The 26,585-nt window shown below is 35.8% G+C and carries 29 protein-coding genes, 3 tRNA genes and 1 pseudogene; 18 read left to right on the top strand and 15 right to left on the bottom strand.

All coding sequences use genetic code 11. The features are described 5' to 3' along the window. The first annotated feature begins 35 nt into the window (after positions 1–35). The gene (locus ABD000_RS05945; protein WP_343764841.1) at positions 36–413 is read left to right on the top strand and encodes an RNA-binding S4 domain-containing protein; all 378 of its coding nucleotides are present in this window, start codon (positions 36–38) and stop codon (positions 411–413) included. A 2-nt stretch (positions 414–415) separates the two neighbouring features. Beyond that, entirely contained in the window at positions 416–919 is a 504-nt protein-coding gene (locus tag ABD000_RS05940) for a phosphoribosyltransferase family protein (protein WP_343764840.1), read from the top strand. Here the strand turns inward: ABD000_RS05940 and ABD000_RS05935 are convergent. Then, positions 911–1,432: a shikimate kinase gene (locus tag ABD000_RS05935; RefSeq protein WP_343764839.1), complete on the bottom strand. Its 522-nt coding sequence runs from the start codon at positions 1,430–1,432 to the stop codon at positions 911–913. The genes ABD000_RS05940 and ABD000_RS05935 overlap by 9 nt on opposite strands. 119 nt (positions 1,433–1,551) lie before the next feature. Here ABD000_RS05935 and ABD000_RS05930 point away from each other — a divergent pair. The 11 genes and pseudogenes from ABD000_RS05930 to ABD000_RS05880 all read left to right on the top strand — a co-directional run bounded on the left by ABD000_RS05930 (position 1,552) and on the right by ABD000_RS05880 (position 9,312). Continuing rightward, positions 1,552–1,624: transfer RNA gene (locus ABD000_RS05930), tRNA-Lys, on the top strand. Positions 1,625–1,704: 80 nt separating this feature from the next. Beyond that, positions 1,705–1,777 (top strand) — tRNA-Lys (locus ABD000_RS05925). Between the two features lie 50 nt (positions 1,778–1,827). Further along, a tRNA-Leu gene (locus tag ABD000_RS05920) sits at positions 1,828–1,910 on the top strand. A 55-nt stretch (positions 1,911–1,965) separates the two neighbouring features. Next, positions 1,966–2,175, top strand: a pseudogene (locus ABD000_RS05915) (GIY-YIG nuclease family protein); the annotation flags it as partial. Positions 2,176–2,396: 221 nt separating this feature from the next. Further along, positions 2,397–3,290, top strand: a complete 894-nt coding sequence (locus ABD000_RS05910; RefSeq protein ID WP_343764838.1) for a MerR family transcriptional regulator — start codon at positions 2,397–2,399, stop codon at positions 3,288–3,290. Positions 3,291–3,293: 3 nt separating this feature from the next. Beyond that, positions 3,294–4,772, top strand: a complete 1,479-nt coding sequence (locus ABD000_RS05905; protein WP_343764837.1) for a phytoene desaturase family protein — start codon at positions 3,294–3,296, stop codon at positions 4,770–4,772. After that, on the top strand, positions 4,769–5,608 hold the full coding sequence (locus tag ABD000_RS05900; RefSeq protein WP_343764836.1) for a phytoene/squalene synthase family protein: 840 nt from the start codon (positions 4,769–4,771) through the stop codon (positions 5,606–5,608). Before ABD000_RS05905 ends, ABD000_RS05900 begins: the two co-directional genes overlap by 4 nt. A gap of 2 nt (positions 5,609–5,610) precedes the next feature. Beyond that, positions 5,611–6,057: a sterol desaturase family protein gene (locus ABD000_RS05895; protein WP_343764835.1), complete on the top strand. Its 447-nt coding sequence runs from the start codon at positions 5,611–5,613 to the stop codon at positions 6,055–6,057. A gap of 10 nt (positions 6,058–6,067) precedes the next feature. Beyond that, positions 6,068–7,540, top strand: coding sequence for a 1-hydroxycarotenoid 3,4-desaturase CrtD (gene crtD / locus ABD000_RS05890; protein WP_343764834.1), 1,473 nt, complete (start codon positions 6,068–6,070; stop codon positions 7,538–7,540). Then, the gene (locus ABD000_RS05885; protein ID WP_343764833.1) at positions 7,533–8,186 is read left to right on the top strand and encodes a carotenoid biosynthesis protein; all 654 of its coding nucleotides are present in this window, start codon (positions 7,533–7,535) and stop codon (positions 8,184–8,186) included. The genes crtD and ABD000_RS05885 overlap by 8 nt, the downstream gene beginning before the upstream one ends. Then, a complete protein-coding gene (locus ABD000_RS05880; protein ID WP_343764832.1) occupies positions 8,173–9,312 on the top strand; it encodes a lycopene cyclase family protein in 1,140 nt (379 codons plus the stop codon). Before ABD000_RS05885 ends, ABD000_RS05880 begins: the two co-directional genes overlap by 14 nt. Here the strand turns inward: ABD000_RS05880 and ABD000_RS05875 are convergent, their stop codons facing one another. The 7 genes from ABD000_RS05875 to ABD000_RS05845 all read right to left on the bottom strand — a co-directional run bounded on the left by ABD000_RS05875 (position 9,313) and on the right by ABD000_RS05845 (position 18,737). After that, entirely contained in the window at positions 9,313–10,023 is a 711-nt protein-coding gene (locus tag ABD000_RS05875) for a DUF3291 domain-containing protein (RefSeq protein WP_343764831.1), read from the bottom strand. Between the two features lie 98 nt (positions 10,024–10,121). Further along, the gene (locus ABD000_RS05870; RefSeq protein WP_343764830.1) at positions 10,122–10,877 is read right to left on the bottom strand and encodes a hypothetical protein; all 756 of its coding nucleotides are present in this window, start codon (positions 10,875–10,877) and stop codon (positions 10,122–10,124) included. Between the two features lie 158 nt (positions 10,878–11,035). Continuing rightward, complete coding sequence (locus ABD000_RS05865; protein WP_343764829.1) at positions 11,036–13,306, bottom strand: aconitate hydratase; 2,271 nt, start codon at positions 13,304–13,306, stop codon at positions 11,036–11,038. Positions 13,307–13,520: 214 nt separating this feature from the next. Then, positions 13,521–14,474 (bottom strand): AAA family ATPase, encoded by a 954-nt coding sequence (locus ABD000_RS05860; RefSeq protein WP_343764828.1) that lies wholly within the window; start codon positions 14,472–14,474, stop codon positions 13,521–13,523. Between the two features lies 1 nt (position 14,475). After that, entirely contained in the window at positions 14,476–15,930 is a 1,455-nt protein-coding gene (locus ABD000_RS05855) for a peptidylprolyl isomerase (protein WP_343764827.1), read from the bottom strand. Next, complete coding sequence (locus tag ABD000_RS05850; protein ID WP_343764826.1) at positions 15,923–16,789, bottom strand: peptidylprolyl isomerase; 867 nt, start codon at positions 16,787–16,789, stop codon at positions 15,923–15,925. The genes ABD000_RS05855 and ABD000_RS05850 overlap by 8 nt, the downstream gene beginning before the upstream one ends. Continuing rightward, a complete protein-coding gene (locus ABD000_RS05845) occupies positions 16,776–18,737 on the bottom strand; it encodes a peptidylprolyl isomerase (RefSeq protein WP_343764825.1) in 1,962 nt (653 codons plus the stop codon). The genes ABD000_RS05850 and ABD000_RS05845 overlap by 14 nt, the downstream gene beginning before the upstream one ends. A gap of 185 nt (positions 18,738–18,922) precedes the next feature. Between ABD000_RS05845 and ABD000_RS05840 the strand changes: the two genes are divergently transcribed. Then, on the top strand, positions 18,923–19,372 hold the full coding sequence (locus ABD000_RS05840) for an SRPBCC family protein (RefSeq protein WP_343764824.1): 450 nt from the start codon (positions 18,923–18,925) through the stop codon (positions 19,370–19,372). Further along, positions 19,369–19,983 (top strand): alpha-ketoglutarate-dependent dioxygenase AlkB family protein, encoded by a 615-nt coding sequence (locus ABD000_RS05835; protein WP_343764823.1) that lies wholly within the window; start codon positions 19,369–19,371, stop codon positions 19,981–19,983. The genes ABD000_RS05840 and ABD000_RS05835 overlap by 4 nt, the downstream gene beginning before the upstream one ends. Here ABD000_RS05835 and ABD000_RS05830 read toward each other — a convergent pair. Beyond that, positions 19,955–20,386 (bottom strand): hypothetical protein, encoded by a 432-nt coding sequence (locus ABD000_RS05830; protein WP_343764822.1) that lies wholly within the window; start codon positions 20,384–20,386, stop codon positions 19,955–19,957. The two genes, ABD000_RS05835 and ABD000_RS05830, sit on opposite strands and share 29 nt — an antisense overlap. Before the next feature lie 226 nt (positions 20,387–20,612). On the opposite strand from ABD000_RS05830, the gene ABD000_RS05825 reads away from it, so the two are divergent. Continuing rightward, entirely contained in the window at positions 20,613–20,900 is a 288-nt protein-coding gene (locus ABD000_RS05825) for a TIGR03643 family protein (protein WP_343764821.1), read from the top strand. Here the strand turns inward: ABD000_RS05825 and ABD000_RS05820 are convergent. After that, on the bottom strand, positions 20,897–21,682 hold the full coding sequence (locus ABD000_RS05820) for a S1/P1 nuclease (RefSeq protein WP_343764820.1): 786 nt from the start codon (positions 21,680–21,682) through the stop codon (positions 20,897–20,899). The two genes, ABD000_RS05825 and ABD000_RS05820, sit on opposite strands and share 4 nt — an antisense overlap. 80 nt (positions 21,683–21,762) lie before the next feature. On the opposite strand from ABD000_RS05820, the gene ABD000_RS05815 reads away from it, so the two are divergent. Next, positions 21,763–23,025, top strand: a complete 1,263-nt coding sequence (locus ABD000_RS05815; RefSeq protein ID WP_343764819.1) for a DUF819 family protein — start codon at positions 21,763–21,765, stop codon at positions 23,023–23,025. Between the two features lie 57 nt (positions 23,026–23,082). Continuing rightward, positions 23,083–23,817 carry a DUF4369 domain-containing protein gene (locus ABD000_RS05810; RefSeq protein ID WP_343764818.1) on the top strand — a complete coding sequence of 245 codons (735 nt, stop codon included), beginning with the start codon at positions 23,083–23,085 and terminating at the stop codon, positions 23,815–23,817. Between the two features lie 56 nt (positions 23,818–23,873). Here ABD000_RS05810 and ABD000_RS05805 read toward each other — a convergent pair whose 3' ends face one another. From ABD000_RS05805 to idi, 5 genes are read right to left on the bottom strand one after another with little or no spacing between them, the layout of a single operon-like run. After that, positions 23,874–24,140, bottom strand: coding sequence for a hypothetical protein (locus ABD000_RS05805; protein ID WP_343764817.1), 267 nt, complete (start codon positions 24,138–24,140; stop codon positions 23,874–23,876). Positions 24,141–24,186: 46 nt separating this feature from the next. Further along, the gene (locus ABD000_RS05800; RefSeq protein ID WP_343764816.1) at positions 24,187–25,164 is read right to left on the bottom strand and encodes a type I phosphomannose isomerase catalytic subunit; all 978 of its coding nucleotides are present in this window, start codon (positions 25,162–25,164) and stop codon (positions 24,187–24,189) included. Next, positions 25,157–25,615, bottom strand: coding sequence for a peroxiredoxin (locus tag ABD000_RS05795; protein ID WP_343764815.1), 459 nt, complete (start codon positions 25,613–25,615; stop codon positions 25,157–25,159). The genes ABD000_RS05800 and ABD000_RS05795 overlap by 8 nt, the downstream gene beginning before the upstream one ends. Beyond that, complete coding sequence (locus ABD000_RS05790; RefSeq protein WP_343764814.1) at positions 25,615–26,025, bottom strand: 6-pyruvoyl trahydropterin synthase family protein; 411 nt, start codon at positions 26,023–26,025, stop codon at positions 25,615–25,617. Before ABD000_RS05790 ends, ABD000_RS05795 begins: the two co-directional genes overlap by 1 nt. Continuing rightward, a complete protein-coding gene (idi, locus tag ABD000_RS05785) occupies positions 26,022–26,546 on the bottom strand; it encodes an isopentenyl-diphosphate Delta-isomerase (RefSeq protein WP_343764813.1) in 525 nt (174 codons plus the stop codon). Before idi ends, ABD000_RS05790 begins: the two co-directional genes overlap by 4 nt. Positions 26,547–26,585 lie beyond the last annotated feature (39 nt).

Below are 26,585 nucleotides of genomic sequence, written 5' to 3'. Positions count from 1 at the left end.
AGCCCTTAAAATAACGCTAGTAAATAAGTTAACGTATGAGGATAGATAAGTATTTATGGTGCGTACGAGTTTTTAAGACAAGGAGCCTGGCTACAAAAGCGTGTAAAACGAATAGCGTTAAAGTCAATGATGAGCCTATAAAAGCTTCTAGAGAGGTATATCCTTTAGATAAAATTGAAGTAAGAAAGAACCAAATTAATTATATTTTTGAGGTTATTAATCATCCTCCTTCACGCGTTGGGGCTAAACTTGTAGGTTTATATATGGTAGACCTTACCCCTAAAGAGGCATTTGAACAACAAGATATGATAAAAAATGCCCAGGATTATTATAGAAAAAAAGGAGAAGGACGTCCAACTAAAAAAGACAGACGTGAATTAGATGATTGGTTTATTAATACTGAAGAAGAGTAACAATGACAGCACTACCAACAAATCTTATCATGGATCATCAACAGATAGATAATACCATACGGCGTATGGCTTACCAGATCTATGAAAATAACATTGACGAACAAGAAATCATTCTCGCCGGAATAGATAAAAGTGGTTTTACTCTCTCTGAGAAGTTATGCGAAGAGCTTAAAAGAATATCACCTATTACGATAACTTCTTGTAACGTTTCTGTGAATAAAAGAAATCCGTTAGATGAAGTAAAGGTATCGATTGCTCAAGAGCGCTATACAAATAAATCAGTCATTTTAGTAGATGATGTATTGAACTCTGGCGCAACACTGATTTATGGGATCAAGTTTTTTTTAAACGTTCCATTAAAGAAGTTCCAGACCGCTGTGTTAGTGGATAGAAGTCATAAAAGGTTTCCGGTTAAGGCAGATTATAAGGGAATTTCATTATCTACCTCATTGCATGAAACTGTGAAAGTAACATTTGATAAGGTTAACAAAGTTGTTTTAAAATAAGACTTTCCTAATCTCCTCGGCTAACATTTTTATTGATTTATGATCTGTTGAGATTTTGTAATCTGCCTGATTATAATAATAGGAACGTTCAAATAAATGCTTCCGAATAAAATCATTTAAAGCAATTTTATTTGTCAAATGAGAAATTAAGGGTCTTCTATTTATTTCGGAAAAAAGACGATTTGTAAGTGTATCAATAGATGTTTCCAAATAAATTAAGCTTGTATTGCTAGCATCTTTAATTAAGTTGATGTTATTTGAATAACATGGTGTTCCACCACCTAAACTAATAACAAAATTGCCATCGGTGTCAAGTAGTTTTTTAAGATAAGCGTTCTCAATCTTCCTAAAGTAAATTTCAGAATGATTAGTGAATATTTCTACTATGTTCTGCCCTTCTCCCTTTTCAATGTATTCATCTAAATCTGCGTATTTATATGCTATAGTATTTGCTAATTTTCTACCAATAACTGATTTCCCAGATCCCATATATCCCATCAATACTACTTTCATAATAATACTTGCTTATTGTTTTAATACAAAAAATACTCGTGTAAAATTATGTCTTTTTGTTCTTGAAAAATAAATATATGATAGTATATTTGCACCCGCGTTAGAAAACGCTTGTTTATGACTTGGTAGCTCAGTTGGTAGAGCATCTCCCTTTTAAGGAGAGGGTCCTGGGTTCGAGCCCCAGCCAAGTCACTTTTTTAATTGGGTTTCTTATTATTCTGGTTTAGGCTTAACCAAGCGTCTTTTTTTGAATAATTACCTTTATAGAGGAAGACCTGGTAGCTCAGTTGGTAGAGCATCTCCCTTTTAAGGAGAGGGTCCTGGGTTCGAGCCCCAGCCAGGTCACTTATTTTTCTATACATAGTTTATCTGCTTTCTTTTGCAGAAGCTTTTCTACCCGGGTGCTGAAATTGGTAGACAGGCACGGTTGAGGGCCGTGTGCACTAGTTGCGTGTGGGTTCAAGTCCCATCCCGGGTACAACTTTACATTTATTATGTCCACCATCTACGCAATTTAAAGTGTTCATAAAAAATGTATCTACGTAGGACTTACTAGTAATCTATATAAACGTTTAAAAAGATATAATAACGGACTTGAAAAAACAACCCGACCTTATGCACCTTTTAAATTAATTTTTAAAGAATATGCTGATGATCGAAAGAATGCTAGAATCAGAGAGAAATACTGGAAATCTGGTAGTGGTAAAGAAAAATTAAAATTACTTGAATGCAAACTCATTTAAAAGTGTGGGCCTGCCTGCTAGCAGGCAGGTTCAAGTCCCATTACGGGTACACTATTTTCTTTCATGGTTTGGCTTGTGATTAGTTTGAATAAACATTTCTGATTTATAATTCAATACTATTTTTGTTTTTCTCAAAAACCACTTAATTGTTTAACCTTTTAACATAGTTTTTTAAACAAAACTAATAGATATATTTAGATTTGTTTAATAGAACATTTGTCATGGGAGAGATTAAGCAACAATTTAGCATTAAAGATTTAGAGGCCTTTAGTGGTATTAAAGCGCATACTATTAGAATATGGGAAAAGAGATATGATATTTTGAAGCCTAAACGAACTGACACCAATATAAGACTTTACGATCTGGAAAGTCTTCAAAAGATTTTAAACATCGCTTTCCTTAACGAAAATGGCTATAAAATTTCACGTATTTCTAAATTAGATAATAACGAAATATCCTCTCTAGTAAATAGAATTTCTGCTTCCAACAGCACCAAGTCAAGGGCTATTAAATCCTTTAAAATTGCAATGGTCAACTTTGATCACGAACTTTTTTTATCTTCTTTCAATACGCTTAAGCTTACTAAATCTTTTAGAGATATTTTTCACGAAGTTTTTCTTCCTTTATTGCATGAAATTGGAGAACTATGGCAAACTAATACGATAAATCCCTCTCATGAGCATTTTATTACTTCTCTCATAAAACAGAAAATATATACGAATATAGAACAACTTCAATCTATAAAACCTCATAGAAAAGAACGAAATTTCATTCTTTATTTACCTAATGGGGAGATTCACGACATTGGCTTGCTTTATTTACATTACGAAATATTATATCACGGTTACAACGCAATTAACTTGGGACATAGTCTACCCATTGAAGATTTAAAACATTTGGCTTCAACTCAAGAAAATGCGCATTTTGTAAGTTTCTTTACAGTAAAACCAGATTCTTTAGAGCACCATTTAGAAGAAATTAAACAAGAGCTTTGCGAACCCTATAATGCTCATTATTGGTTTTTAGGCAGAAAAGTTAAAAATCTTACTAAATCCCTGCCAGATTCAAGAATGAAGTCTTTTGAATCAATTAATGAGTTTATATTATACCTGTAATAAATGAACAAAAAGGTTATAGTTATCGGATCCGGATTTGCCTCATTGTCTGCTGCTTGTTATTTAGCTAAAGATGGATTTAAAGTAACTGTTTTAGAAAAAAATGGTAGTGTTGGAGGACGAGCAAGGCAGCTTTTAAGAGAGGGATTTACATTTGATATGGGTCCTTCATGGTATTGGATGCCGGATGTGTTTGAACGATTTTTCAATGATTTTGATAAAAAACCTTCAGATTATTACCACCTGGATAAGCTAGATCCGGGATATTCGGTTTATTTTGGAAAGAATAATAAAATCGATATAGGAGACTCACTGGATAAAATTTACGCGACGTTTGAAGATGTTGAACCAGGTAGCTCAACGAAGCTTAAAAAATTTATACATGAGGCACGAAGTAACTACGAGATAGCTATAAAAAACTTGGTTTATAAACCTGGGATTAGTCCGTTAGAGCTTGTTACTACTGAAACAATTAAAAGAGCAGGTCAGTTTTTTAGTAATATTTCAAAAGAAGTCAGGAAAGAATTTACTAATCACAAACTAATTCAAATCCTCGAGTTCCCGGTGTTATTTCTAGGTGCTAAACCTAGTGATACTCCGGCTTTTTATAGTTTTATGAATTTTGCTGATTTTGGTTTGGGAACCTGGCATCCTAAAGGAGGTATGCATCAAGTAATTTTGGCGCAAAAGAAACTTGCCGAGGAATTAGGTGTCAATTTTAAATTTAATCACGCCGTTGAAAAAATTATGTCAAAAAACGGCAAGGCTGATGGAGTTATTGCAAATGGAGAGGCGTTTTTGGCAGATGTTATTTTAAGTGGTGCCGATTATCATCATACTGAAACACTATTAGAACCCAAGTATCAGCAATATTCAGAACGGTATTGGGATAAAAAAACATTCGCACCTTCTTCCCTTTTATTTTACGTTGGATTTGACAAAAAATTAAAAAACGTTAGTCATCACAATTTATTTTTTGATGTTGATTTTAACTCCCATGCAGAAGCAATTTACGATCAACCAAAATGGCCCAAAGAACCTTTATTCTACGCCAATTTTACCTCTCTCACCGATCCTAACACTGCGCCAGAAGGAATGGAGAATGGTTTTTTTCTCATTCCGTTAGCGCCGGATTTAAAAGACACCAAGGAATTAAGAGAAGAGTATTTTGACAAAATCTTAACCCGCTTTGAAGCTATCACTCAACAAAAAGTTAAAAAAAATATTATCTTTAAGGAAAGCTTCGGGGTAAAAGATTTTGTAAAAGAATACAATTCTTATAAGGGTAACGCTTATGGAATGGCTAATACATTATTACAAACTGCCTTTTTGCGACCTAAATTAAAAAGTAGTAAAATTGAACAGTTATATTTTACAGGACAATTGACGGTGCCAGGTCCGGGGGTTCCTCCATCACTAATATCGGGTAAGTTAGTTTCAGAATTGATTTCAAAACATCATCAGGTAAAAACAGTATCATGAAAGTATTATTTGACGAAGTATCAAGAAAGTGCAGTAAAACTGTTACCAATTCTTATAGCACTTCATTTTCTATTGCGACTAAATTAATTGCTCCTTCCATACGCCAGGACATTTACAATATTTATGGTTTCGTACGATTTGCTGACGAAATTGTAGACTCCTTTCATGATTATGATAAAGAAAATTTATTAGATCGATTTACAGAGGAGCTGGATAAAGCGGTAAACGATAAAATTAGTTTAAATCCTATTTTAAACTCCTTTCAAGAAACAGTACACAAATATGACATTCAGGCAGAATTGTATCATGCTTTTCTTAAAAGCATGCGACTAGATTTGCATAAAAGTAAGTACTTGACGACTGAAGAATACAAAGAATACATCTATGGCAGTGCTGATGTCGTAGGATTAATGTGTTTAAAAGTTTTCGTGAAAGGCGATGCCAAGCGCTATGATGAGCTCAAGGGTGATGCTATGCGCTTAGGTTCTGCTTTTCAAAAGGTAAACTTTTTAAGAGATCTCAAAGCTGATTTTGAAGATTTAAATAGATCTTATTTTCCTGATACGAACTTATCTGAATTGAACGAAGAAGATAAACAGCGAATCATTGATGAAATTGATGCTGACTTTCAAGCTGGTTTGAGAGGGATTTGCAGGTTGCCCGTTGAAGCGAAATTAGGAGTTTATACCGGCTTTATTTATTATCTTCGTTTGCTTAAAAAATTAAGGAGAACTCCATCCATGGAGATTAGAAATCGAAGAATTAGAGTTCCTAACTATGAAAAAGCAGGATTACTCGCCAAGTCATATATCTCTTATCGTTTAAATCTGATTTAGGTATGCATACTATCCTCTGGATATTACTTTTCATAATCACTTTCTTAGTTATGGAGTTTATGGCGTGGTTTACCCATAAATATGTTATGCATGGATTTTTATGGAGTTTGCACAAAGATCATCACCATAAAGATCATGATAGTTGGTGGGAGCGTAATGATCTGTTCTTTATTTTTTATGCTGTGGTGAGCATGACTTGTATTATGACCTCTAGCCCAGATTATTTTTGGATAGGTAAGCCTATTGGTTTTGGGATTTTAGCCTATGGCATAGCTTACTTCATAGTTCATGATATTTTTATACATCAACGATTTAAATTTTTTAGAAAAGCGAATAATAAATACGCAAAAGCAGTTCGCAGAGCACATAAAATGCACCATAAGCACCTTGGAAAAGATAAAGGTGAAAATTTTGGAATGTTGATTGTTCCATTAAAATACTTCAAATAAATTCTCCCGAATGCCTAAGGCTATTGTAATAGGTGCAGGAATTGCAGGAATTGCATCTTCAATACGACTCAAAAAAAAAGGCTATGATGTCACTGTTCTTGAGGCGAATCCTTACGCGGGTGGAAAATTGCACGTCTTAGAGCAAGATGGCTATAGATTTGATCTAGGTCCTTCACTATTTACGATGCCGCAGTATGTTACTGAACTCTTTGAAATCTTTGATGAAAATGCAAACAATTTCTTTGAGTATAAGAAGAAGGATATTGTTTGCAATTACTTTTGGGAAGATGGGACTACATTTTCTGTCTCGGCAGATAGAAATGTTTTCATCCAGGATGCTTCTAAGACCTTTGGGATCGATCAAGCTATTTTGAGCGAATATCTTTCATCTAACAAAAAGAAATATGATTATACTGCTAAACTTTTTTTAGAAAAATCTCTTCATAAGATTGAGACTTATCTTTCTAAGGATACGCTTAGAGGTATTTGGGCAATTCCCGGGCTTCATGTTTTTTCAAGTCTACATCAACTAAACAAAACTAAACTTAAGCATCCCAAATTAGTACAGCTCTTTAATCGATTTGCTACCTATAATGGGTCTTCGCCATATAAGACTCCGGGGATTTTGTCTATGATTCCTCATTTGGAAATGCACTATGGTACTTTTTTTCCAAAAAAAGGAATGCATGATATCTCGCAGAGTCTCTATAAGTTCGCTAAAGACCAGGGCGTTGAGTTTTGCTTCCGCGAAAGCGTAAAAAAAATCCATCATCAAGGTAATAAGGTGACTAGTGTTACTACAGAAAAAAGAGCACTGGAAGCGGATATTGTCGTTTCAAATGCAGATGTTTATCCTACCTATAAAAATCTATTAAAAGATTTACCGGCTCCTGAAAAAGTACTAAAACAAGAACGTTCCAGTTCTGCGCTTATTTTTTATTGGGGAATCCACGGGGAGTTCTCAAAACTAGATTTGCATAACATTTTTTTTAGTGAGAACTACCAAGAAGAATTCAAAGCAATTTTCGAGGATAAAACATTACATTCTGATCCTACAATTTATGTGAATATAACCAGTAAAGAAAAATGGGATGATGCACCTAAAGGCTGCGAAAATTGGTTTGTTATGATCAACGCTCCCGGGAATTACGAACAAAATTGGGATATTTTAATACATGAAGCCAAAAATGCAATTTTAAAAAAATTGTCCAGAATACTAAATGTTGACATTGAGTCCCTCATCCAAACCGAATATATTCTAGATCCCAGAGGAATAGAAAAAAATACGAGTTCGTATCGTGGTGCATTGTACGGAGCTGCTAGTAATTCGCAATTTTCGGCTTTTCTACGCCATCCTAATTTTTCAAGAAAATTGAACAATCTTTTCTTTTGTGGTGGATCGGCTCATCCTGGAGGCGGAATTCCTCTTTGTTTACTGTCTGCTAAAATTGTAAGTGATCTAGTCCCTCCTGCGCATGATTAAAGCTTTTTTTCCACATAGAGAAGAAAAAGTTGCTTTGTTGAGCATCTTTGTTGTGTGGTTGATGCACATCACTGCTATGATAGGAATAGGTAATGGTAATCTCAATTTTTTTGTTGAAAAAACTCCATTTACGTTATTAATAATTACCGGGGTTTTAGTATTCAATTACAAACTAGACAGTATAAAAAAACTAGTTTTATTTGTTTTATTCGGCTTAGTAGGAATGCTGGCAGAATGGCTAGGTGTGAGTTACGGGTTATTCTTTGGCGAGTATGTCTACGGTACAAACTTTGGTCCAAAACTTGATGGGGTTCCTTATCTTATTGGAGTGAACTGGGCTATTTTAGTTTTTATTACCGGCTCCATTTCTAACCACTTATCTAATAATATAGCAATAAAAATTTTATCCGGCGCTCTCCTAATGGTAATCTTGGATTATTTTATGGAAACCTCAGCTCCTATATTTGATTATTGGACATTTGAGGGCGGGATAGCGCCTTTACAAAACTATGTTGCCTGGTTTATTATAGCTGCTCTATTGCACACTATCTATCAATTATGTAAGCTTAGGGGAAACTTTGTAATTTCTCTACACCTATATCTTGCTCAACTGATTTTCTTTATCTTCTTCTATGGACTATTCTAAATTTGATTATATCATCATAGGAGCGGGAGCTGCGGGTTTACAATTAGCACTTAAACTTATTGAGGATAATTATTTTGAGTCGTGTACAATTGGTATTTTAGATAAATCACTCAAAGTCCAAAATGACAAAGCCTGGTCATACTGGGAAAAAGGAAAAGGAAAATGGGATCATCTCATAGCAAAAAGCTGGAGTAAGGGATTATTCTATTCTTCTAAGAAAAAGAAAGTTCTTGACTTAGACTCTTACACCTATAAGACACTAAGATCCATCGATTTTTATACCTATGCGCTGGATAAAATTGAAAGCAGTTCTACTGCTACTTTTATTCCTGTTGAAGTTATTAAAACGGTAGAATACAAAGATTATGTAGACGTAATAACGTCTAATAATAACTATCAAGCAACACATGTTTTTGATAGTAGAATTGATCCTTCTTTTCACGACACCAAAAATAGCATCACTCTCTTACAACACTTTAAGGGGATCGTGATTGAAACCGAACAACCCAGTTTTGACGACAATGTATTTACCATGATGGATTATCGCTTAAAACGTCCCAACACCACATCATTTACTTACGTGCTCCCTTTTTCACCTCGCAGAGCGCTGGTTGAGTTCACTTATTTCACTCCAACACTTATTAAAGACTATGACGAATGGACACATAGCTATATTCAAGAAATTTTAAATATTGATAAGTATTCCATCCTGGAGGAAGAAGGTGGTATTATTCCTATGAGTAATTTTAAGTTTGAAAAAACTCATTCGAACAAAATCTCAAAAATAGGAACGGCCGGTGGCTGGGTAAAACCATCTACGGGATACTCGTTCAAATCTACAGACCGGTTTATAAATAAACTCATTAGTAATATTAAGAAAAACAGAATCCCTCATCACAACTTAATTCATAAGCGACATCGGTTTTATGATACCATCCTATTAGATGTTTTATATCATCACAATGAAAAAGGAGAAGAAATTTTTGAAAAATTTTACTTAAGAAATTCGCTAACTGATGCTTTTGATTTTTTAGACGATCGATCATCCCTTTTCACCGATATTAAAATAATGTATTCCTTGGCATCTATGGATTTTATAAAAGCATTTTTTAAACGTTTTACCTGATCAAGGATTCACTCCATCATCAAACCACGTCCTACCCTGCCATTGCCCAATAGATTTATACGGTTGAAATCTAGAAAACAGCTCCTCACTGTACCAATTTAATGCTCTGGTTTTTGCGATCGCCTCTTTATGTTCTTTGCTATTATAAGCAAAATTCATTAAGGATACCTTATCCTTCCAAATACTAAATGTTGCCATCTGTATAACGGGCACCTCTCCTATTCCTTTTGTATAGAGTAAACCATCACTATTTTCAATAGGTCGTTGAGATATAGGAACGTATTTCCAGAATTTTATGAGGTAAGACGGCTTAATCGTTGCTCTCGTAATTACAGCCAAAGCTGTATTGTTGTCATCCAAATCCTTACTTTTTTGAAAAGGATTCTTACCAGACCATTCCCCGTGTGCTTTGATGCTTTTCATAAATAAGGTGAACTGTTCGTTTGTTTTCTTTCGGAAGCGGCTGACCAGAGAATGCTGTTTAAAAAACGTATCTGCCGAAGTTTCATCATCCCAGACTTGAAGCAAAGCATACGTAGACCAATCTGGTAATGGATTAAACTTTTCACGACCACTTCCCAGTAATTTATAAAACTGAAGCCCATCTACCTTACTCAAAGGCTTATGAGCAAACTGCATCATCCCAAAGGCCCATGCTTTTGCTGCAAATGAATCGTATGAAAAAAATGTCAATGTGGTGATTTGACTCATACCTTAAAAGTACGAGGATTAACCAGCTTATCCACTTTATCTAAAGAGAAAAAGCTCAATAAATTGAGCTTTTTACATTTACTAAAACTGCATTTAAATTAAGTTCGATTAACGGTTATAGGATTAGATAAATCAAAATTCCCTTCAAGATCGTCTGCATTTTCACCCATTGCTGCACCTTCAAGATCTCCTTCATACCTTAAATACCAAATCAAACAAACTCCTGCACCAGCGCCATCAAAGTCAACTCCTTCTACTGCTTCAAGCGTTGGTGGAAGTCCTAAAATATTCCCTTGATCATCTGTAACTACCCAAGTAGATGACTCTCCCGCTGCATCACTATTATCTAACGTAATACCAGAAACAAAATCTGGCGTACCATCTACCGTAAAATTAAATGGCCCACCTGAAATTGTTCCAGCTTCGGCATTTTCAACTCGATTAACAGTTATAGAATTACTCAATGCAAAGTCACCTTCAAGATCTGCAGCATTCTCACCCATTACAGCGCCTTCAACCTCACCGTTAAATCGTAGGTTCCATATTAAGCATGTCCCTACTCCAGCACCATCAAAGTTTTGACTCTCTACCGCATCTAAGGTCGCTGGCAGTCCTAAAATATTCAATTGATCATCTGTAATAACCCAAATATTACTTTCTCCAACAGCATTACTTTCATCAATACTGATCCCGGAAACGAAATTCTCTACCTCTCCATCTACTACAAAGTTAAATGGACCGCCAGAAATGATAGCCGCCTCAGCCATTGGTACTGAAATACTATTGTCGTCATCGTCGCTGCAAGAAAATGCAGTTAGAGCTACTAATCCAATTACTAAAATTACTTTTTTCATGTGTTATGATTTTAAGTTTACCTAAGGGTAGACGACACGAAAATCCACAACTTACCTTAAATGGAATCAATTATGATTAAATTAACTTTTACTACTTAACATAAAAAAACGCTTTGCAGTAAAGCAAAGCGTTTTGAAACCTTGTCTATAGATTTAACTTATGCGTTTTGAGCCTTAATCAAATTAAGTGCTGACCCCGCTTTATACCAGGCAATCTGGGCGTCGTTGTACGTATGATTAAGTTTTATATTCTCCTTAGTACCATCCTCATGCACTACTTCTAGCGTTAAAGGCTTATCTGGAGCAAAATCTTCAAGATCAATAAAATTGAAGGTATCATTCTCCTGAATTTTATCATAGTCAGCTTCATTGGCAAACGTAAGTCCCAACATCCCCTGCTTCTTTAGGTTTGTTTCATGAATTCGTGCAAATGACTTTACGATTACTGCTTTTACTCCTAAATGACGTGGTTGCATCGCTGCATGTTCTCTAGAAGATCCTTCACCATAGTTATGATCACCTACCACAATTGTAGGAATATTTTTAGCTTTATATTCACGCTGTACATCTGGAACACCCCCATATTCTCCTGTTAGTTGATTCTTGACAAAATTGGTTTTCTTATTAAAGATATTAATTGCACCAATCAACGTATTGTTTGCTATGTTATCTAAGTGTCCTCTGTACTTTAGCCAAGGACCCGCCATAGAAATATGATCTGTGGTACATTTACCATATGCTTTGATGAGCAATTTGGCTCCCATGATATTGTTACCATCCCATGGCTCAAAAGGTTCCAATAACTGAAGGCGATCTGAATCCTGTGAAACGCTCACTGTGACATTGCTTCCATCTTTAGCAGGTGATTGATATCCCGCGTCTTCTACATCAAAACCTTCAGGAGGTAATTCATATCCCCTTGGTTCTTCTAAACGAACCTCTTCTCCATCTTCATTAATTAGAGTATCTGTTAATGGATTAAAATCTAATCTTCCGCTGATTGCGATAGCAGTTACCAATTCTGGTGAACCTACAAAAGCTAGTGTATTGGGATTTCCATCTGCTCTTTTGGCAAAGTTTCGGTTAAACGAGTGAACAATCGTATTACGTGGTCCATTGGCAGCATTATCGCCATAGCGATCCCACATTCCTATACATGGTCCACAAGCGTTAGCGAACACAGTTGCTCCAATATTATTAAATGTATCAATAAAACCATCTCGCTCAATGGTAAATCGCACTTGCTCTGATCCCGGTGTTATAGTAAAATCTGATTTTGTTTTCAAATTTTTCTCAGATACTTGCTTTGCTAAAGATGCTGCTCTTGAAATATCTTCGTAGGATGAGTTTGTACAGGATCCAATAAGACCTACTTGTACATTTAGCGGCCAATCATTTTCTTTAGCTGCTTCACTCATTTTAGAAATAGGCGTTGCTAAATCTGGAGTAAAAGGTCCATTGAGGTGCGGTTCTAACTCTGATAAGTTGATTTCAATTACCTCATCAAAATAATCCTCTGGTGACTGATACACCTCAGGATCTGCGGTGAGATATTCTTTAACTTGATTCGCTGCATCTGCTACATCTGCTCTTTTGGTGGCTCTCAAATAACGGTCCATAGACTCATCATATCCAAATGTTGATGTCGTAGCACCAACCTCTGCTCCCATATTACAGATAGTACCTTTACCTGTACAGGACATTGAGGTTGCTCCTTCTCCAAAATATTCAATGATTGCTCCTGTACCTCCTTTTGCAGTTAAAATTCCTGCTACTTTAAGGATTACATCTTTTGGGGCAGTCCAACCAGAAAGGTTTCCAGTGAGCTTTACACCTATAAGTTTAGGGAATTTAAGCTCCCAGGGCATTCCTGCCATTACATCCACAGCATCGGCTCCACCAACTCCAATAGCGACCATTCCCAGTCCTCCTGCGTTAACGGTGTGTGAGTCTGTTCCAATCATCATTCCGCCAGGAAAGGCATAATTTTCCAACACGACCTGATGAATAATACCCGCTCCAGGTTTCCAAAAACCAATCCCGTATTTATTGGATACTGATCCTAGAAAATCAAAAACTTCATTACTGGTTTTGTTTGCTCTCTTTAAATCTGCTTCAGCACCTACTTTTGCCTGGATCAAGTGATCACAGTGAACGGTAGTGGGAACAGCCACCTGTGCTTTGCCCGCATGCATAAATTGCAGTAAAGCCATTTGAGCGGTAGCATCTTGACAGGCCACGCGGTCTGGAGCAAAATCTACGTAGTCTTTACCACGCGTAAAAGCTTGAGTGGGTGTTCCATCCCAAAGATGGGAATAAAGTATTTTTTCTGAAAGTGTAAGAGGACGACCTACTATTTCTCTTGCTGCATCAACACGTTCTGCAACACGGCCATACACCTCTTTAATCATGTCTATATCGAATGCCATATCGTAATTTTATGTGGGTTGCAAAACTACGAAATTTGAAAAAAATTAAAAAGTTTTTAGCAAATCATTAAATTCATTAAATAATTGATGGCTAAACCTGGAAATCACTTCGCTAAATTTAAAATTTTCAGTTTTTTACTCCTTTTTCTATGGAATTGATAAATTAGTAAGGTGATTTAAGAATTTTTGCTAATCTCGTCGTGTTACTAAACTATTATAACAACGAAGAAATGATTTTATCAATTGTAAATCCTTCGGCTTCTGCCTTATAATTACGAATGATTCTATGGCCAAGAATACCAGGCGCTACTGCTTGAACATCTGCAATATCTGGTGAAAACTTTCCATGAACCGCAGCGTGTGCCTTTGCAGCTAAAATGAGATTTTGTGACGCCCTTGGTCCTGCTCCCCAATCAACAAACTCTTTGACAATCTCTGTCGCCTTTTCTTTATGAGGTCGGGTCTTTGACACAACATCTACCGCATATTCAATCACATTATCTGCGACCGGTATTTTTCGAATTACTTCTTGATAGGTAATGATCTGTTTTGCTGTGAAAAGTGCTTCTACTTTTGAGGTTTTATTGGTTGTAGTAGATTTCACTACGTCAACTTCTTCTTGGAAACTTGGGTAGTCTAAGTTGATCGAAAACATAAAACGGTCTAATTGCGCTTCGGGTAAAGGATAAGTCCCTTCTTGTTCTATAGGATTTTGGGTCGCCAACACAAAGTAAGGCAAATCTAATTGATAGCGATGCCCAGCAACAGTTACCGATCTTTCTTGCATGGCCTCAAGTAGTGCTGCCTGTGTTTTAGGTGGAGTACGGTTAATTTCATCTGCTAAAATGATATTGGCAAACACTGGTCCTTTAATAAACTTGAATTCTCTGTTTTGATCTAGAATTTCAGCTCCAAGAATATCACTGGGCATTAAATCTGGAGTAAACTGTATGCGTTTAAAATATAATCCCAGTGCTGTTGCAATAGTATTTACCATCAATGTTTTCGCTAATCCGGGAACCCCAATTAGCAACGCATGACCTCCAGAAAAAACTGATAATAGAATTTGATCTATGACACTTTCCTGACCAACGATTATTTTTGAAATTTCCTTTTTTAACTCCTGGTGTTTAACTACCAACTGCTCTACCGCTGCTACGTCTGACATATTATTTCTTTAACCAATTACTAGCGAAGTTACAGGTTTTAAAATCACCATTAATCTTAACGTAAGTTTCTTGAATTTTTTCTTCCTGCCAACCCTGAATCGCTTTTAATTGCTTTTCACGCAACGCCAGTTCTTTGATTTTTGAATAATCCTGAGCATAGTTGGCAATATGCTCATCATAACGTTTTAGTACTGTCACTATCTTGAAAAAGGTTTGACCTGTTCTTGTTTGATCAGTAAGTATCAAAGACACCTCACCTTCTTTTAAATTTACTACTTGATTGTAAATAGTTGGATCAATTTTAGACAACTCAAATCTGGTGTCTCCTGTTCTAGGGTTTACCAATTTACCTCCATCTTGCCGGGTTTCTTCCTGATCGCTAAACTTGCGTGCAGCTGCTTGAAACGTTATGCTATCTGCAACAATTTGAGTGCGAATGGAGTCAAGTTTCTTTTGAGCTTTTTCAACCGTGTAGGATGTTACCTCTGGCATGAGAATAATGTGGCGAATATCTAAACGCTGACCTAAAATCTTATCGACTTGAATGATATGCCATCCAAACTGAGATTCAAACGGCTCACTAACCTCTCCTTCTTGCATTGAGAAAGCAATATCCTTAAAGGTTCTATCCAAGGGGTCCTTTCTAGTAATGCTCATTGCACCTCCATCTTTAGCGGTTCCATCTTTTGAATAGAGAATTGCCTTAGTTGCAAAACTAGCCCCATTATAAAGAATGTCCTCTCTAAATTGATTAAGGCGTTCAATTACTTTTTGCTTTTCACTTTCGGGCACCTCTGGTTCAATGATAATTTGAGCGATTTCTACTTCATCTCCCAGCAGCGGACGTTCATCTTCGGGTATTTTGTCAAAGAAGGCTCTCACTTCTTCAGGCGTTACCTCAACATTATCCACAACATTTTGCTGCATGCGGCGAGCAAGAATATTTTCATTATTTACTTTATACAACTCAGACCTCAAATCTGCTTCATTGTCTTTATTATAAAAAGCCAATAGTTTCTCCATTGATCCAATTTGTTGTACAAAACCAGCTACTTGCTGATCTACCGTGGCATTAATTTCAGAATCAGACACAACGATTGTACTATCCTGTTCTGCTTGATGCGCAAAAAGTTTATTCTCCAGCAAGCTCCCAAAGAGATTACACTGTGTAATATCCTCCTTGCTTGCGCCTTGTGCCTCTAGATCAGCATACATTTTTTGAATATCACTATTCAAAATAACGTATTCACCAACAACAGCCGCGACACCATCAACCTTGTATCGCTTAAATGGTACGACAGAGTCACTCATTTTTTCTACGGTAGTGATAATAGAATCTTTAACATTCTGTATTACCAAACTAGTAGAATCCTTTGTTGTCATCACTTTTTTATCCTGTGCGTATGATAAGCTACAAACTAAGGTCACAACCACGATGGTAAAAAACCTATTCATATAATTCAAACTGTTTATTATTAAGTGCATCTTTTGTAATTTCTTTTTCTAACTCTTTAGTTAATTCAAGTTTTCTTTTATTTAGAATAATCTGACGTATGGTTGGCTCAACGTAACTAATAGGAGCATAATCTCCCACTTTAAGCGCATCTTTTATAAAAATTAAATACGTACTATCACCATCTTTTACCTGTAGCGTAGACTGCTTGCGTGTTAATCTACTTTCTTGTCGATCATTTAATGCTGTAAACTTATTCATAATGCGTTTAGGAGGCATCCACAGACTATCATTAAATGAATACCCAGAGAACGCAGATAAGTTCTCATTAAGAAGCTCCCGATCATCATCTGTATATCTTGATAATTGTCTTTTTATTGTATATAAATCAGGATTTGCAGCTTCCAGAATTATATATCTAAATGCCACAACATCCTCATTTAATTTAAAATTTTGAATGTTCTGCTCATAGAAGTCTTTAATTTCCTTAGCAGAAATAACAGTATCCAACTTTTTGGCAATTACGCGATCTTTGTACGCCTTTGTAAGAAGATCAACGCGATAATCGTCCACCATGCGTTCAAAATCTTTTTGAGTATCCATAGTCAAATTGAATTTGGATCTCTCCAGTAATAAGCGTTGTTTAGCCCATCGATCGATATATGCCGAAACCACCACGGCACTATCCTGCGGACTCATATTATCTCTAACAAGATTCGCAATATCGCTCTTATATAAATACGTATCGTTAACTCGTGCAACAGGATCACCAGGATCAACTTCTTCTACCCCGGTTTTACATCCAATAATTACGAGTAAAAAAAGGATCGTTACTAAGTGATATGAATTATGCCTTTTCAAGTTCTTTCTTGATCTTTTTTAAATTCTTTTTATTAACCTTGACCGTATATTTTTCTTTTAGAGACGCTTTAAATTTTTCTTCAAGGTATTGCTGATAATCGCTGATCACTTCTCCCTTGGCATCTTCAAATGATTTGATTCCACTTGGGATTATATCTTCGATATGTACAACGGTAAACGTATCCCCTTGTGTATAAATTGCAGAAACACCTTTTTCTTCCTTGAGATCTGCAGGAAAAATACTATTATCTACCTCATATTTCCCTTTAGAGAAAATTACATCCTTACGGGCTTGAGGTGAGAGTGATTTTTTAATATCTACAACTGCCATTTCTTCTTCTAAAGACGTTTTAACTAACTCAATGTTGCGTTTATTTTTTCCTTTGGCGATCACTGCTTCAAATCTCTTGCTAGACTCGTATTTTTGTTTATTCTCTTTATAAAAATTGTTCAAACCTAAACTATCATCTTTAGCTTTGTTCCATACCTCCTGCTCCATTAAATCAAATAGCAACAATCCATCCCTGTATTCTCCCACTAAATTCGCGAAATCTTCATTTACGTTCTCTAAATTTTCTTGATGATATTGAAGCACGAAATCCCTAATAAAACCATCATACCATTTTTTTATGGTCGCATTTTTATCTGACACACCTTTAATACCACGCTGGCGTGTAGCAATGTATTTTGCAAAATCCTGATAGGACTTTGATTTATCTCTCAAAGAAATAATCTTTTTCTGCGGAATGGATTCAAGTGCTTTATAATTCCATTTTCCTACGAGAATACTGTCTGAAACATTCTCATAGAAATAAGCAAGCGCCTCTTTATTATCGGTTATCTCATAACGATCTTTCAATTGTTGGGATAAACTAGTAGTGATCACTTGAGCGCGACTGTCTTTTTTTACTTTAGCTTCCAGCTCATTTTTCATTTCTTCAAAAGAAGCAACCGGAAATTTTTCAATCAGTTTTATGATATGCCACCCGTATTTAGTTTTAACCGGTTGCGATAAATCTCCTGGATTTTCTAATGCAAAAGCAGCGTTTTCAAATGCTTCAGAATTTAATCTACCTGCACTAAATCTACTAAGTTCTCCTCCTTTTTTTGCTGTATTACGATCATCACTGTATTGACGTGCAAGTTCATCAAACGACTCTCCTTGTTTTAGCCGATCATAAATTTGATTTATTTTTTCTTCGGCATTGATTAAGGAGTCCCCTTTTTTTAAAGCAACCATGATGTGTGCGGCAGAAACCTCACCCATAGACTTGCGTTTATCCTCTACTTTAATGATGTGATAGCCAAAGGTAGTTCTAATAGGCATTGACACCTCTCCTACCGGTGTATCATAAGCACCACTTTCAAAAGGATAAACCATTTTAAATGCACTAAACCACCCCAGGTCACCTCCATTCTTCTTGGCTGAAGGATCTGTAGAATATTCTTTTGCCACGATATCAAAAGCTGCCCCATTAATAATCTTGTCCCTTGCTTCAATGGCTTTGTTATATGCTTTTAAAGTATCCGCGCCAGAGGCTACCGCATTCATCCCAATGAGAATATGACTGGCTTTTACCTTATACTGTAATCGCTCATGAGCTTCACGAATAAGTTCATTCGTTACCTTTGTATCAGTAAGATAATTTTTAGCTAATTGAGATCGGTATTTTTTAAATTCCTTCTTAAAAGAAGCTTCGTCATCCAGTTTAAGCGCCTCGGCTTCTTTAACCTTAAGTTTATACTCTGTAAATAAATCTAAATATTGATCGATATCTTTATGTTCTTCGTCTTGAACCAAATCTAAGTTTTTCAAATATACCCGCTTAAATTCTGAGCCATAAATGGGAGTATCTTCAATGGTCAAAAGCACTTTATCTTCATTCTTTTGCGCGAAAGAAATTCCGCTGTAAAGCGCAATTAAAAAAATAACATAAATCCTTTTCATATGATAGCTATGATTATTCTGCAATGCCGACAAAAATACTAAATTAGAAGGGTTTTGCAACTAAGATTAGAGATACTTCGCAGGCTAAGAAAACAGCACCTGTTTATTCGTATATTTGGACTGATCTATAGAATAAAATAAATGCTTTAATCCTAAAATGTGAGTACTTTTAGTGTACATACCCAATGAAATACACCACACAGATTAAAATAAATGTTCCCCTTGAACATGCCATCAAATTATTTGAAGAAGCGAAAAATTTCCCCAAATGGCAAAGAGGCCTAATCTCTACCAAAGCAGTAGATCAACCTGAAGGTGAAGTGGGTAGTAAACGCACCCTCAAACTAAAAATTTACGGCCAAAAAATAAAAATGACCGAAACGATCACTAAGAAAAATCTTCCGCACGTGTGGCATGCTATTTATAGGTCAAATGGAATCACTACGATGCAGGAAAATTATTTTGAGTCTATTGATGAAAACACTATGCAATGGAATAGTGTGAGTCGTTTTAAGTTTACCGGATTGTTATCTATTGTTGGTAGATTACAGCCTGAACTTTTCAAACAGCGTTCTTTACAAATCATGAAAGATTTTAAGGCTTTCGCGGAAGATGGACAAACGGTCAACTCATGAGTACTTCATTATTTCATCACGCTAATCCAGAAAAAGTTAATCTTGACTTGATTGATGCAGAAGTTGTTTATTTTCCGCATTTTTTTTCTGGCTCAAACGCTGATTCCTATTATAATATCTTAATGAATGATCTTAAATGGAAGCAGGATAATATTAGATTATTTGGAAAAGTTCATCCCCAGCCAAGATTGACCGCTCTTTATGCAAGCAATGATCGTAGCTATTCCTACTCTGGGATTACCATGCATCCTCTACCCTTTACTAAAGAATTACTAGAGATAAAAAACAGGATTGAACAGGAATGTACGCAAAGATTCACTACTTGTTTAGCAAATTTATACCGAAATGGTAAAGATAGTAATGGATGGCATGCAGATGATGAAAAAGAATTAGGACAAAATCCTGTGATCGCTTCGGTAAGTTTTGGTGAAACCAGAAAATTTAAACTTCGATACAAGAAAGATCATAGCATCAAGTGCGATATTGAACTCGCCCATGGTAGCCTTTTGCTAATGACGGGAACAACACAACATTACTGGCAACATCAAATACCTAAGACTCAACGAAATGTTGATCCAAGAATTAACCTAACTTATCGCGTGATACAGTAGTTTTTTTATTGATTACAGTGTCAACAGAAAAGTAGTTATACTCTTCTTTAAGCAAAAGAATCAAAGAGATAAAAACAATAAAAACATAGATCATACCCAGACCGTAGGTATTCGCTTTAAGAACAAATGAAGCGAAGAATAACACCAAACCAGTCGCGATATACAGTACTTTTTTAGTGAATAAACCGCAAATGAGTAATGCGCCTAAAATGAATTCTTCAAATGGAACAAGTGGTGCAGTAGCGATTAAGAAATCATTATAAAATAAATCTTGTTTTTCAAAATAGTGGTCCAATCGATTCAAAAAATTAGAAAAAAATAAGGCATTATAAAAACCATGTATGACTAAGAAAATTCCAATAATCATTCGCAGTGTCGTATAACTTATTACCTTGATATTCATACTATTCTATTTAGGTTACAAAATTACTATGCGCGCATAACATATTCAAGCGATAAAATCACAAATTTCCATCTAAATAACTGATAACCAGAATAACTACACCGTTATAGTTCATTGAAATAGCTCTTCTAAACTAAGAATTTATCAATCATTAACTCAATTTTATAGGTGGTTCATCGTAATTTGAATATTCTGCTGCTATTTTAGCAGAAAAATTATTAAAGCTTTGAACGAAGAACAATTTTCTACCAGAGAATTAGATCGCATAATTGAAATGGCATGGGAGGATCGCACGCCTTTTGACTCTATTAGATTTCAGTTTGATATCACCGAAAAAGAGGTTATTACGCTAATGCGACGCAATATGAAACCTTCAAGTTTTAAAATGTGGAGAAAACGTGTTCAAGGAAGATCTACCAAACATGCCAGATTGAGAAGCGATGAAGTTGGTCGCTTTAAGTGCAGCCGTCAACGCAGTATAAGCATGAATAAACTATCTAAACGAAGACGTTAATCAAATAGTTCATTTAGCACTTTGGCCAATCTAACTCCACCTTTCTGTAATTGTGTGCGCACTAATGGAAACCAATTATACATATATTGATAACTAATATTATCACCTGCTTTGGTAGAATTATATATATCTTTTGCATACGCCCTGGATTCATTAACCCAATCCATAAGTTCCCCCTCTTGATAAAAAGCCAACTGGCGTTTAGATAATTCTTCCCTATTATTCGCAAGTTCTGTATAACTCATTTTATATGACTCAATCATATCTGTATCCCAAACCCGGTGCAAGTTTGAATCATCCCAAAACCATTGGAGTTTAATATCATTCCCACCTCTATTCTCGCTTAATCCTGTATGCAGTGGTTGATGCAAATCCCCTATTAAATGAACTAACATTTTTAAGTGAAAAACTTTATCATCATTTGAAGAATTCTCATCATTGAGAATTTCTACACAGGTATTTATTCCCTGGATAAGATCCCCTTTTGGATTTTTAGGATGAGTATCATACGTTTTATCAAAGGGTATATTCACATAATGCCAGGGTCCATACTTATCATATCTATCATCACTCTTTATCTCATCAGCATAAATAGAGACTAATGCTAATCCTTGTCCTTTTAAAAGCTTATCAATATTCTTACGCGCTTTCTTTGAGAGATGGGCCGCAGCAATTTCACCAATTACGCGGTGACCCGTTTTTCCCCAATAAGGATTTGTAGCGAAATTTTGTTGCGCATAAAAAAAGCAAAAAACTAAACTAATCAGTGCAATCTTCTTCATGATGTAAATATAAGTTTCCCAAGTTTAAAGAAACATTAAATTTATGCAAGTTATCGCTTATCTTGGTCAAAATTATATTCATGGATTCTCCTATTTTTGAAAACGATGCGATTGTCTTAGGGCTTTTAATGGCTGCGCTTGGACTTGTATTTTACACCTCTTCTATCAAGTCTGGCTTTTGGAAAAACTTTTATCGCTTCATTCCCGCACTTTTAATGTGTTATCTCATTCCATCAATCTTCAACAGTCTGGGTTTAATTAGCGATGAAATATCTCAACTCTATTTTATTGCAAGTCGTTATTTATTACCCGCATCGTTGGTTTTAATGACTTTAAGTATAGATCTTAAAGCCATATTTAATTTAGGGCCTAAGGCTCTTATTATGTTTTTGACTGGTACGTTGGGCATTATCATTGGTGGACCATTGGCGATTTTGCTTATCTCTGCGTTCTCTCCCGAAACTGTTGGAGGTGTTGGACCAGATGCAGTTTGGAGAGGACTTACAACCATCGCCGGAAGCTGGATTGGAGGCGGTGCAAACCAGGCCGCCATGTTAGAGATTTTTGAATATAATCAGGAAGAATACGGCGGGATGGTTTTAGTAGATATTGTAGTCGCTAATGTTTGGATGGCCATTATTCTTATAGGCATTGAACGTAACAAACGCATTGACAACTGGCTTAAAGCGGATTCATCTGCTATTACCGCTCTTAAGAAAAAAGTAACTGCATTTTCAAAAAAGAGAGAACGCAATCCCAGTCTTAATGATCTTGTGATTATGCTGAGCATCGCCTTTACCGCAGTAGGAATTGCACATTGGGGATCAGAACTCATTTCTACCGGCCTCACAGAAAATTTTGAGGCTTTTACAAATAAAAGCAGTGCATTAGCGTCTTTTGCTTCTACTTTTTTCTGGATGATTACTATTGCCACCCTCATAGGAATTCTCCTTTCGTTTACAAAAGCCCGCAATTACGAAGGTGCAGGCGCCAGTAAGATTGGGAGTATTTTTATTTATGTTCTGGTAGCAACCATTGGAATGAAAATGGATTTAACTAAAGTGGTAGAAAATCCCGGCCTCATTGCAATTGGGTTTGTATGGATTAGCATCCATGCCGGTTTACTCATACTAGTAGCTAAATTGATCAAAGCGCCCTATTTTTTCTTAGCAGTAGGTAGCCAGGCGAACGTTGGTGGAGCAGCATCTGCCCCTGTGGTTGCCGCAGCCTTTCATCCGTCTCTTGCAACAGTAGGTGTACTGCTGGCAGTCCTTGGCTATGTAGTAGGTACTTATGGCGCCATGTTTTGTGCCGTTTTGATGGAAATTGCCGCAACTTCCTAATGACTCTAATTTTTTATAAAGAATAAATACGATATTTGCGCTCTCAAATAAATGAACATGAAATCTAGCTCTAGGCTTTTACTTCTCTTTGCAATTTTATTAAGTTGTTCAACTAAAAAAGAAGGCAATATGATCGTAACAGGTTCTGTCAAGGGTCTTAAGAAAGGAACGCTGTATCTTCAACGAATACAAGATTCAATATTAGTGAATGCCGATTCTATTGTAGTGAAGGGACAGCCAACATTTAAGCTAAGTACAACCGTTACTGAACCCGAAGTTTTTTATCTCTACCTGGACAAAGTTGACCAAAGTGACTATGACGATCGCATTGAATTTTTTGGAGAAAAAGGAACGATTTCTATAAAATCAAACCTGGACCACTTTCAACGAGATGCCGAAGTAAAAGGATCCAAAAATCAAAAACTCCTTAAGGAATATCGAACGAATGCACAAAAACTAAACGATCAAAACCTTGATCTCATTAAAGAAAATTTTGAGGCTCAAAAAGAAGGAAATGAAGAGAAAATTTTTGCATTGAATGCTCAGTATGATAATTACCTCAAACGCAAATACCTATACACCATTAATTATGCTGTAAACAACGCAGATCATGAGGTTGCACCTTATCTTGCACTTAATGAAATTTTTGATGCTAATCTTAGATTTTTAGACACCATATACACCAAGCTTACACCAAAAGTGAAAGAGTCTCTCTATGGTAAGCAATTGGAGAAGTTTATTGAAGATAGGCGCGATTTAGAACTTTTAAAACCTCAAGATAGTATTCAATAAAAAACGGTCACCTAAAATAAAACTTCTTCCAGATGACCGTTCTTAAATTAATGTTACTATAAACTATTTACCTTCTCCACCAAACGCTGAGCGTTAGATTGAAAGTCATTTCTAATGTCCTTATAGTGTTTCTTTGAATCTTCAACATCACGTTTATTAATGCGCGCTATCAAGGCATCAAAAGCGTCGATACACTCATCTACAATTTCTTCAACCTTAGCATTATCTGCGTTTTTTCCATAATCTTCTTGAAGATACGCTGCTTCAATAATATTGGCGAAAACATCATTTAATTCTTTTTTTAATTCTCTTTTATTTGCCATGTTCTGGAATTCTTATTTCTTAGTATAATGCAAAAATACGTATTATCTATACAATGACCTGTAAGAGTTTTGATTCCTCGCTTTTTAAACTAATCCCTCTCGAGGTTGCAGGAATAAGTAGAGTTTGTCCCTTTTGCAACTCCAATCTATAGGTTTGATCAACGTTGATATGTGTCAAGCCTTCTATTCCAATAAGGATTACAAATGAATTTGTATTAGAGAGATCCCTATCTGTTTCACCTTTGATATGATAAACACTGGTTTTGAAATATTCATTTTCAACCAAAGACACCGCAGTATTCTCCTTAATATGATACTGAATCTTGTAGTTTCCAGGGTGGTTGAAGTCCATCGCTTCTAAAGCCTCTTCTTGATGAAGCTCACGAAATTTACCTTGACTATCTTTCCGATCATAGTCGTAAACTCTGTAAGTGATATCTGAGGTCTGTTGAATTTCAGCTAACAGAACTCCGCTCCCAATAGCGTGAATCAAACCAGGACTTATAAAAAAGCAATCCCCGGATTTAACCTCATGCTCTTGTAGTACCTCTTGAATTGTGCCTTTTGTTACGTGCTGCTTATACTCTTCTTTAGTAACTTTCTTTGATAAACCTACTATAAGCTTAGCTCCTGGATCTGCCTGCATCACGTACCACATTTCTGTCTTTCCAAAAGCGTTATGCTTCTTAAGCGCAAGCTTATCATCTGGATGAAGTTGAACGGAAAGATCTTTCTTTGCATCAATAAACTTAATCAATAACGGAAATTGATCTTTAAATTTTGCATACACCTTCTCACCTACCAGTTTACCTTTGTATAAATCAATTACCTCTTTGAGCGATTTTCCTTTTAGGGGTCCATTAGCAATAATTGAACTATTGCCATCTACTCCACTTAACTCCCAACTTTCTCCGCAATGGTCTGATGAATTCTTACCCAATACTATCCTAAGCTTTGAACCACCCCAAATCTTATCCTTTAAAATAGGATTAAAACTCAGTGGATATAAATCAGGTCTACTCATGTAAATTTTTAACGACTTTTAGTGCTTTCCTAATGTGTTCTTTAGCTCCCATACTACTAAATCTTAATCTAACCACGCCCTGGCGGTCAATAACAAAAGTCTCTCGCGCAGGGAGCAATCCTAATAAAGATGATGTTACGCCAAACTTTTTTGCTAACGCTCTATCCTTATCAGACAAAAATAGAAAAGGAATCGTATATTTTTTCGAAAATTTTTGATGAGAGGATGGTTTATCTGCACTAACACCTATTACCTCTGCTCCAAAATCTGTAAAGTCTTCGTATTGATCCCTAAAGGAACATGCTTCTGCGGTACATACCGGTGTGAAATTTTTAGGATAGAAATACAGCACTACTATCTTCTTACCTATGAGCGTTTTACTGTCAAATGTCTCTCCTCTTTGATCAACCGCTATAAAATGAGGTGTTTTGTCTCCAACGTTTAACCCCATTATTCTCCGCGGTAAGTTACAAAGTTACGCGGAGTCTCATACAGTTTCACTTCTAAGTCTAATGCACTTTCTAATTTATTGCGCAGTCTATTCCAAATAACATACGCAATATGTTCTGCTGTGGGATTTAGAGTTTTGAACTCCTCAACCTCTTCGTTTAAATTTTTATGATCCATGTAATCTTCAACTTCGAACTTGATATGATCTTTCAAAATCTTTAAATCAATCAGGTAACCTGTTTCAGCATCTACCTCACCTGTAACCGAAACAATTAAATCATAATTATGTCCATGGTAATGAGGATTGCTGCATTTGCCAAATACTTCAGTATTTTTCTGATCGCTCCAATCTTTTCTAAATAACCTATGAGCAGCATTAAAATGAGCTTTTCTATGTACGGTCACTCTCACGCTGCGATATAATTATAATATTTATCAAAAATGATTTTAAACCAGGCGGTATAAACATCTGGATTTAGTGAGATATCCTTTTTAACATCTTCTAACTTCATCCACTTCCAATCTTCAACCTCTTTGGGATTAACCTTTGGCGCATCTTGATAATATCCCACTAGAATATGATCGTATTCGTGTTCTGTTAATCCATTATCAAAAGGCGCTTTGTATATAAATGAAGTAATATTTTCTAATGAAGTTGTAAAACCCATTTCTTCCTCAAGTCTTCTTTTACCTGCGGAAATGTTATCCTCACCAACCCGTTGATGACTACAACAGGTATTGGTCCATAAGCCTGGCGAATGATATTTGCTTTTTGCACGCTGCTGAAGCATTAACTCACCCTTATCATTATAAATGAACACAGAAAATGCACGATGAAGCACTCCTTTTTCATGAGCTTCAAGCTTAGGCATAATTCCAGTTTGCTCATCATTTTCATTTACCAAAATGACTTGTTCTTCAAGTTTATTCATTACAAAAGTTAAGATCGGTACGAAGTTAATTTAAAAAAA

Source organism: Gangjinia marincola (genome assembly GCF_039523415.1).
GTDB lineage: Bacteria > Bacteroidota > Bacteroidia > Flavobacteriales > Flavobacteriaceae > Gangjinia > Gangjinia marincola.
The sequence above is the reverse complement of the archived record's forward strand: the minus strand, read 5'-3'. Positions and strand labels throughout refer to the sequence as shown.

What these genes read in the sequence shown, in the direction of transcription:
- ABD000_RS05940 (WP_343764840.1), top strand. Translation starts at nt 416, where the DNA reads ATGACAGCACTACCAACAAATCTTATCATGGATCATCAACAGATAGAT.
- ABD000_RS05900 (WP_343764836.1), top strand. Translation starts at nt 4,769, where the DNA reads ATGAAAGTATTATTTGACGAAGTATCAAGAAAGTGCAGTAAAACTGTT.
- ABD000_RS05905 (WP_343764837.1), top strand. Translation starts at nt 3,294, where the DNA reads ATGAACAAAAAGGTTATAGTTATCGGATCCGGATTTGCCTCATTGTCT.
- ABD000_RS05815 (WP_343764819.1), top strand. Translation starts at nt 21,763, where the DNA reads ATGGATTCTCCTATTTTTGAAAACGATGCGATTGTCTTAGGGCTTTTA.
- ABD000_RS05910 (WP_343764838.1), top strand. Translation starts at nt 2,397, where the DNA reads ATGGGAGAGATTAAGCAACAATTTAGCATTAAAGATTTAGAGGCCTTT.
- idi (WP_343764813.1), bottom strand. Translation starts at nt 26,546, where the DNA reads ATGAATAAACTTGAAGAACAAGTCATTTTGGTAAATGAAAATGATGAG.
- ABD000_RS05800 (WP_343764816.1), bottom strand. Translation starts at nt 25,164, where the DNA reads ATGAGTAGACCTGATTTATATCCACTGAGTTTTAATCCTATTTTAAAG.
- crtD (WP_343764834.1), top strand. Translation starts at nt 6,068, where the DNA reads ATGCCTAAGGCTATTGTAATAGGTGCAGGAATTGCAGGAATTGCATCT.
- ABD000_RS05840 (WP_343764824.1), top strand. Translation starts at nt 18,923, where the DNA reads ATGAAATACACCACACAGATTAAAATAAATGTTCCCCTTGAACATGCC.
- ABD000_RS05880 (WP_343764832.1), top strand. Translation starts at nt 8,173, where the DNA reads ATGGACTATTCTAAATTTGATTATATCATCATAGGAGCGGGAGCTGCG.
- ABD000_RS05820 (WP_343764820.1), bottom strand. Translation starts at nt 21,682, where the DNA reads ATGAAGAAGATTGCACTGATTAGTTTAGTTTTTTGCTTTTTTTATGCG.
- ABD000_RS05935 (WP_343764839.1), bottom strand. Translation starts at nt 1,432, where the DNA reads ATGAAAGTAGTATTGATGGGATATATGGGATCTGGGAAATCAGTTATT.
- ABD000_RS05870 (WP_343764830.1), bottom strand. Translation starts at nt 10,877, where the DNA reads ATGAAAAAAGTAATTTTAGTAATTGGATTAGTAGCTCTAACTGCATTT.
- ABD000_RS05805 (WP_343764817.1), bottom strand. Translation starts at nt 24,140, where the DNA reads ATGGCAAATAAAAGAGAATTAAAAAAAGAATTAAATGATGTTTTCGCC.
- ABD000_RS05795 (WP_343764815.1), bottom strand. Translation starts at nt 25,615, where the DNA reads ATGGGGTTAAACGTTGGAGACAAAACACCTCATTTTATAGCGGTTGAT.
- ABD000_RS05835 (WP_343764823.1), top strand. Translation starts at nt 19,369, where the DNA reads ATGAGTACTTCATTATTTCATCACGCTAATCCAGAAAAAGTTAATCTT.
- ABD000_RS05855 (WP_343764827.1), bottom strand. Translation starts at nt 15,930, where the DNA reads ATGAATAGGTTTTTTACCATCGTGGTTGTGACCTTAGTTTGTAGCTTA.
- ABD000_RS05860 (WP_343764828.1), bottom strand. Translation starts at nt 14,474, where the DNA reads ATGTCAGACGTAGCAGCGGTAGAGCAGTTGGTAGTTAAACACCAGGAG.
- ABD000_RS05810 (WP_343764818.1), top strand. Translation starts at nt 23,083, where the DNA reads ATGAAATCTAGCTCTAGGCTTTTACTTCTCTTTGCAATTTTATTAAGT.
- ABD000_RS05875 (WP_343764831.1), bottom strand. Translation starts at nt 10,023, where the DNA reads ATGAGTCAAATCACCACATTGACATTTTTTTCATACGATTCATTTGCA.
- ABD000_RS05895 (WP_343764835.1), top strand. Translation starts at nt 5,611, where the DNA reads ATGCATACTATCCTCTGGATATTACTTTTCATAATCACTTTCTTAGTT.
- ABD000_RS05845 (WP_343764825.1), bottom strand. Translation starts at nt 18,737, where the DNA reads ATGAAAAGGATTTATGTTATTTTTTTAATTGCGCTTTACAGCGGAATT.
- ABD000_RS05945 (WP_343764841.1), top strand. Translation starts at nt 36, where the DNA reads ATGAGGATAGATAAGTATTTATGGTGCGTACGAGTTTTTAAGACAAGG.
- ABD000_RS05865 (WP_343764829.1), bottom strand. Translation starts at nt 13,306, where the DNA reads ATGGCATTCGATATAGACATGATTAAAGAGGTGTATGGCCGTGTTGCA.
- ABD000_RS05830 (WP_343764822.1), bottom strand. Translation starts at nt 20,386, where the DNA reads ATGAATATCAAGGTAATAAGTTATACGACACTGCGAATGATTATTGGA.
- ABD000_RS05885 (WP_343764833.1), top strand. Translation starts at nt 7,533, where the DNA reads ATGATTAAAGCTTTTTTTCCACATAGAGAAGAAAAAGTTGCTTTGTTG.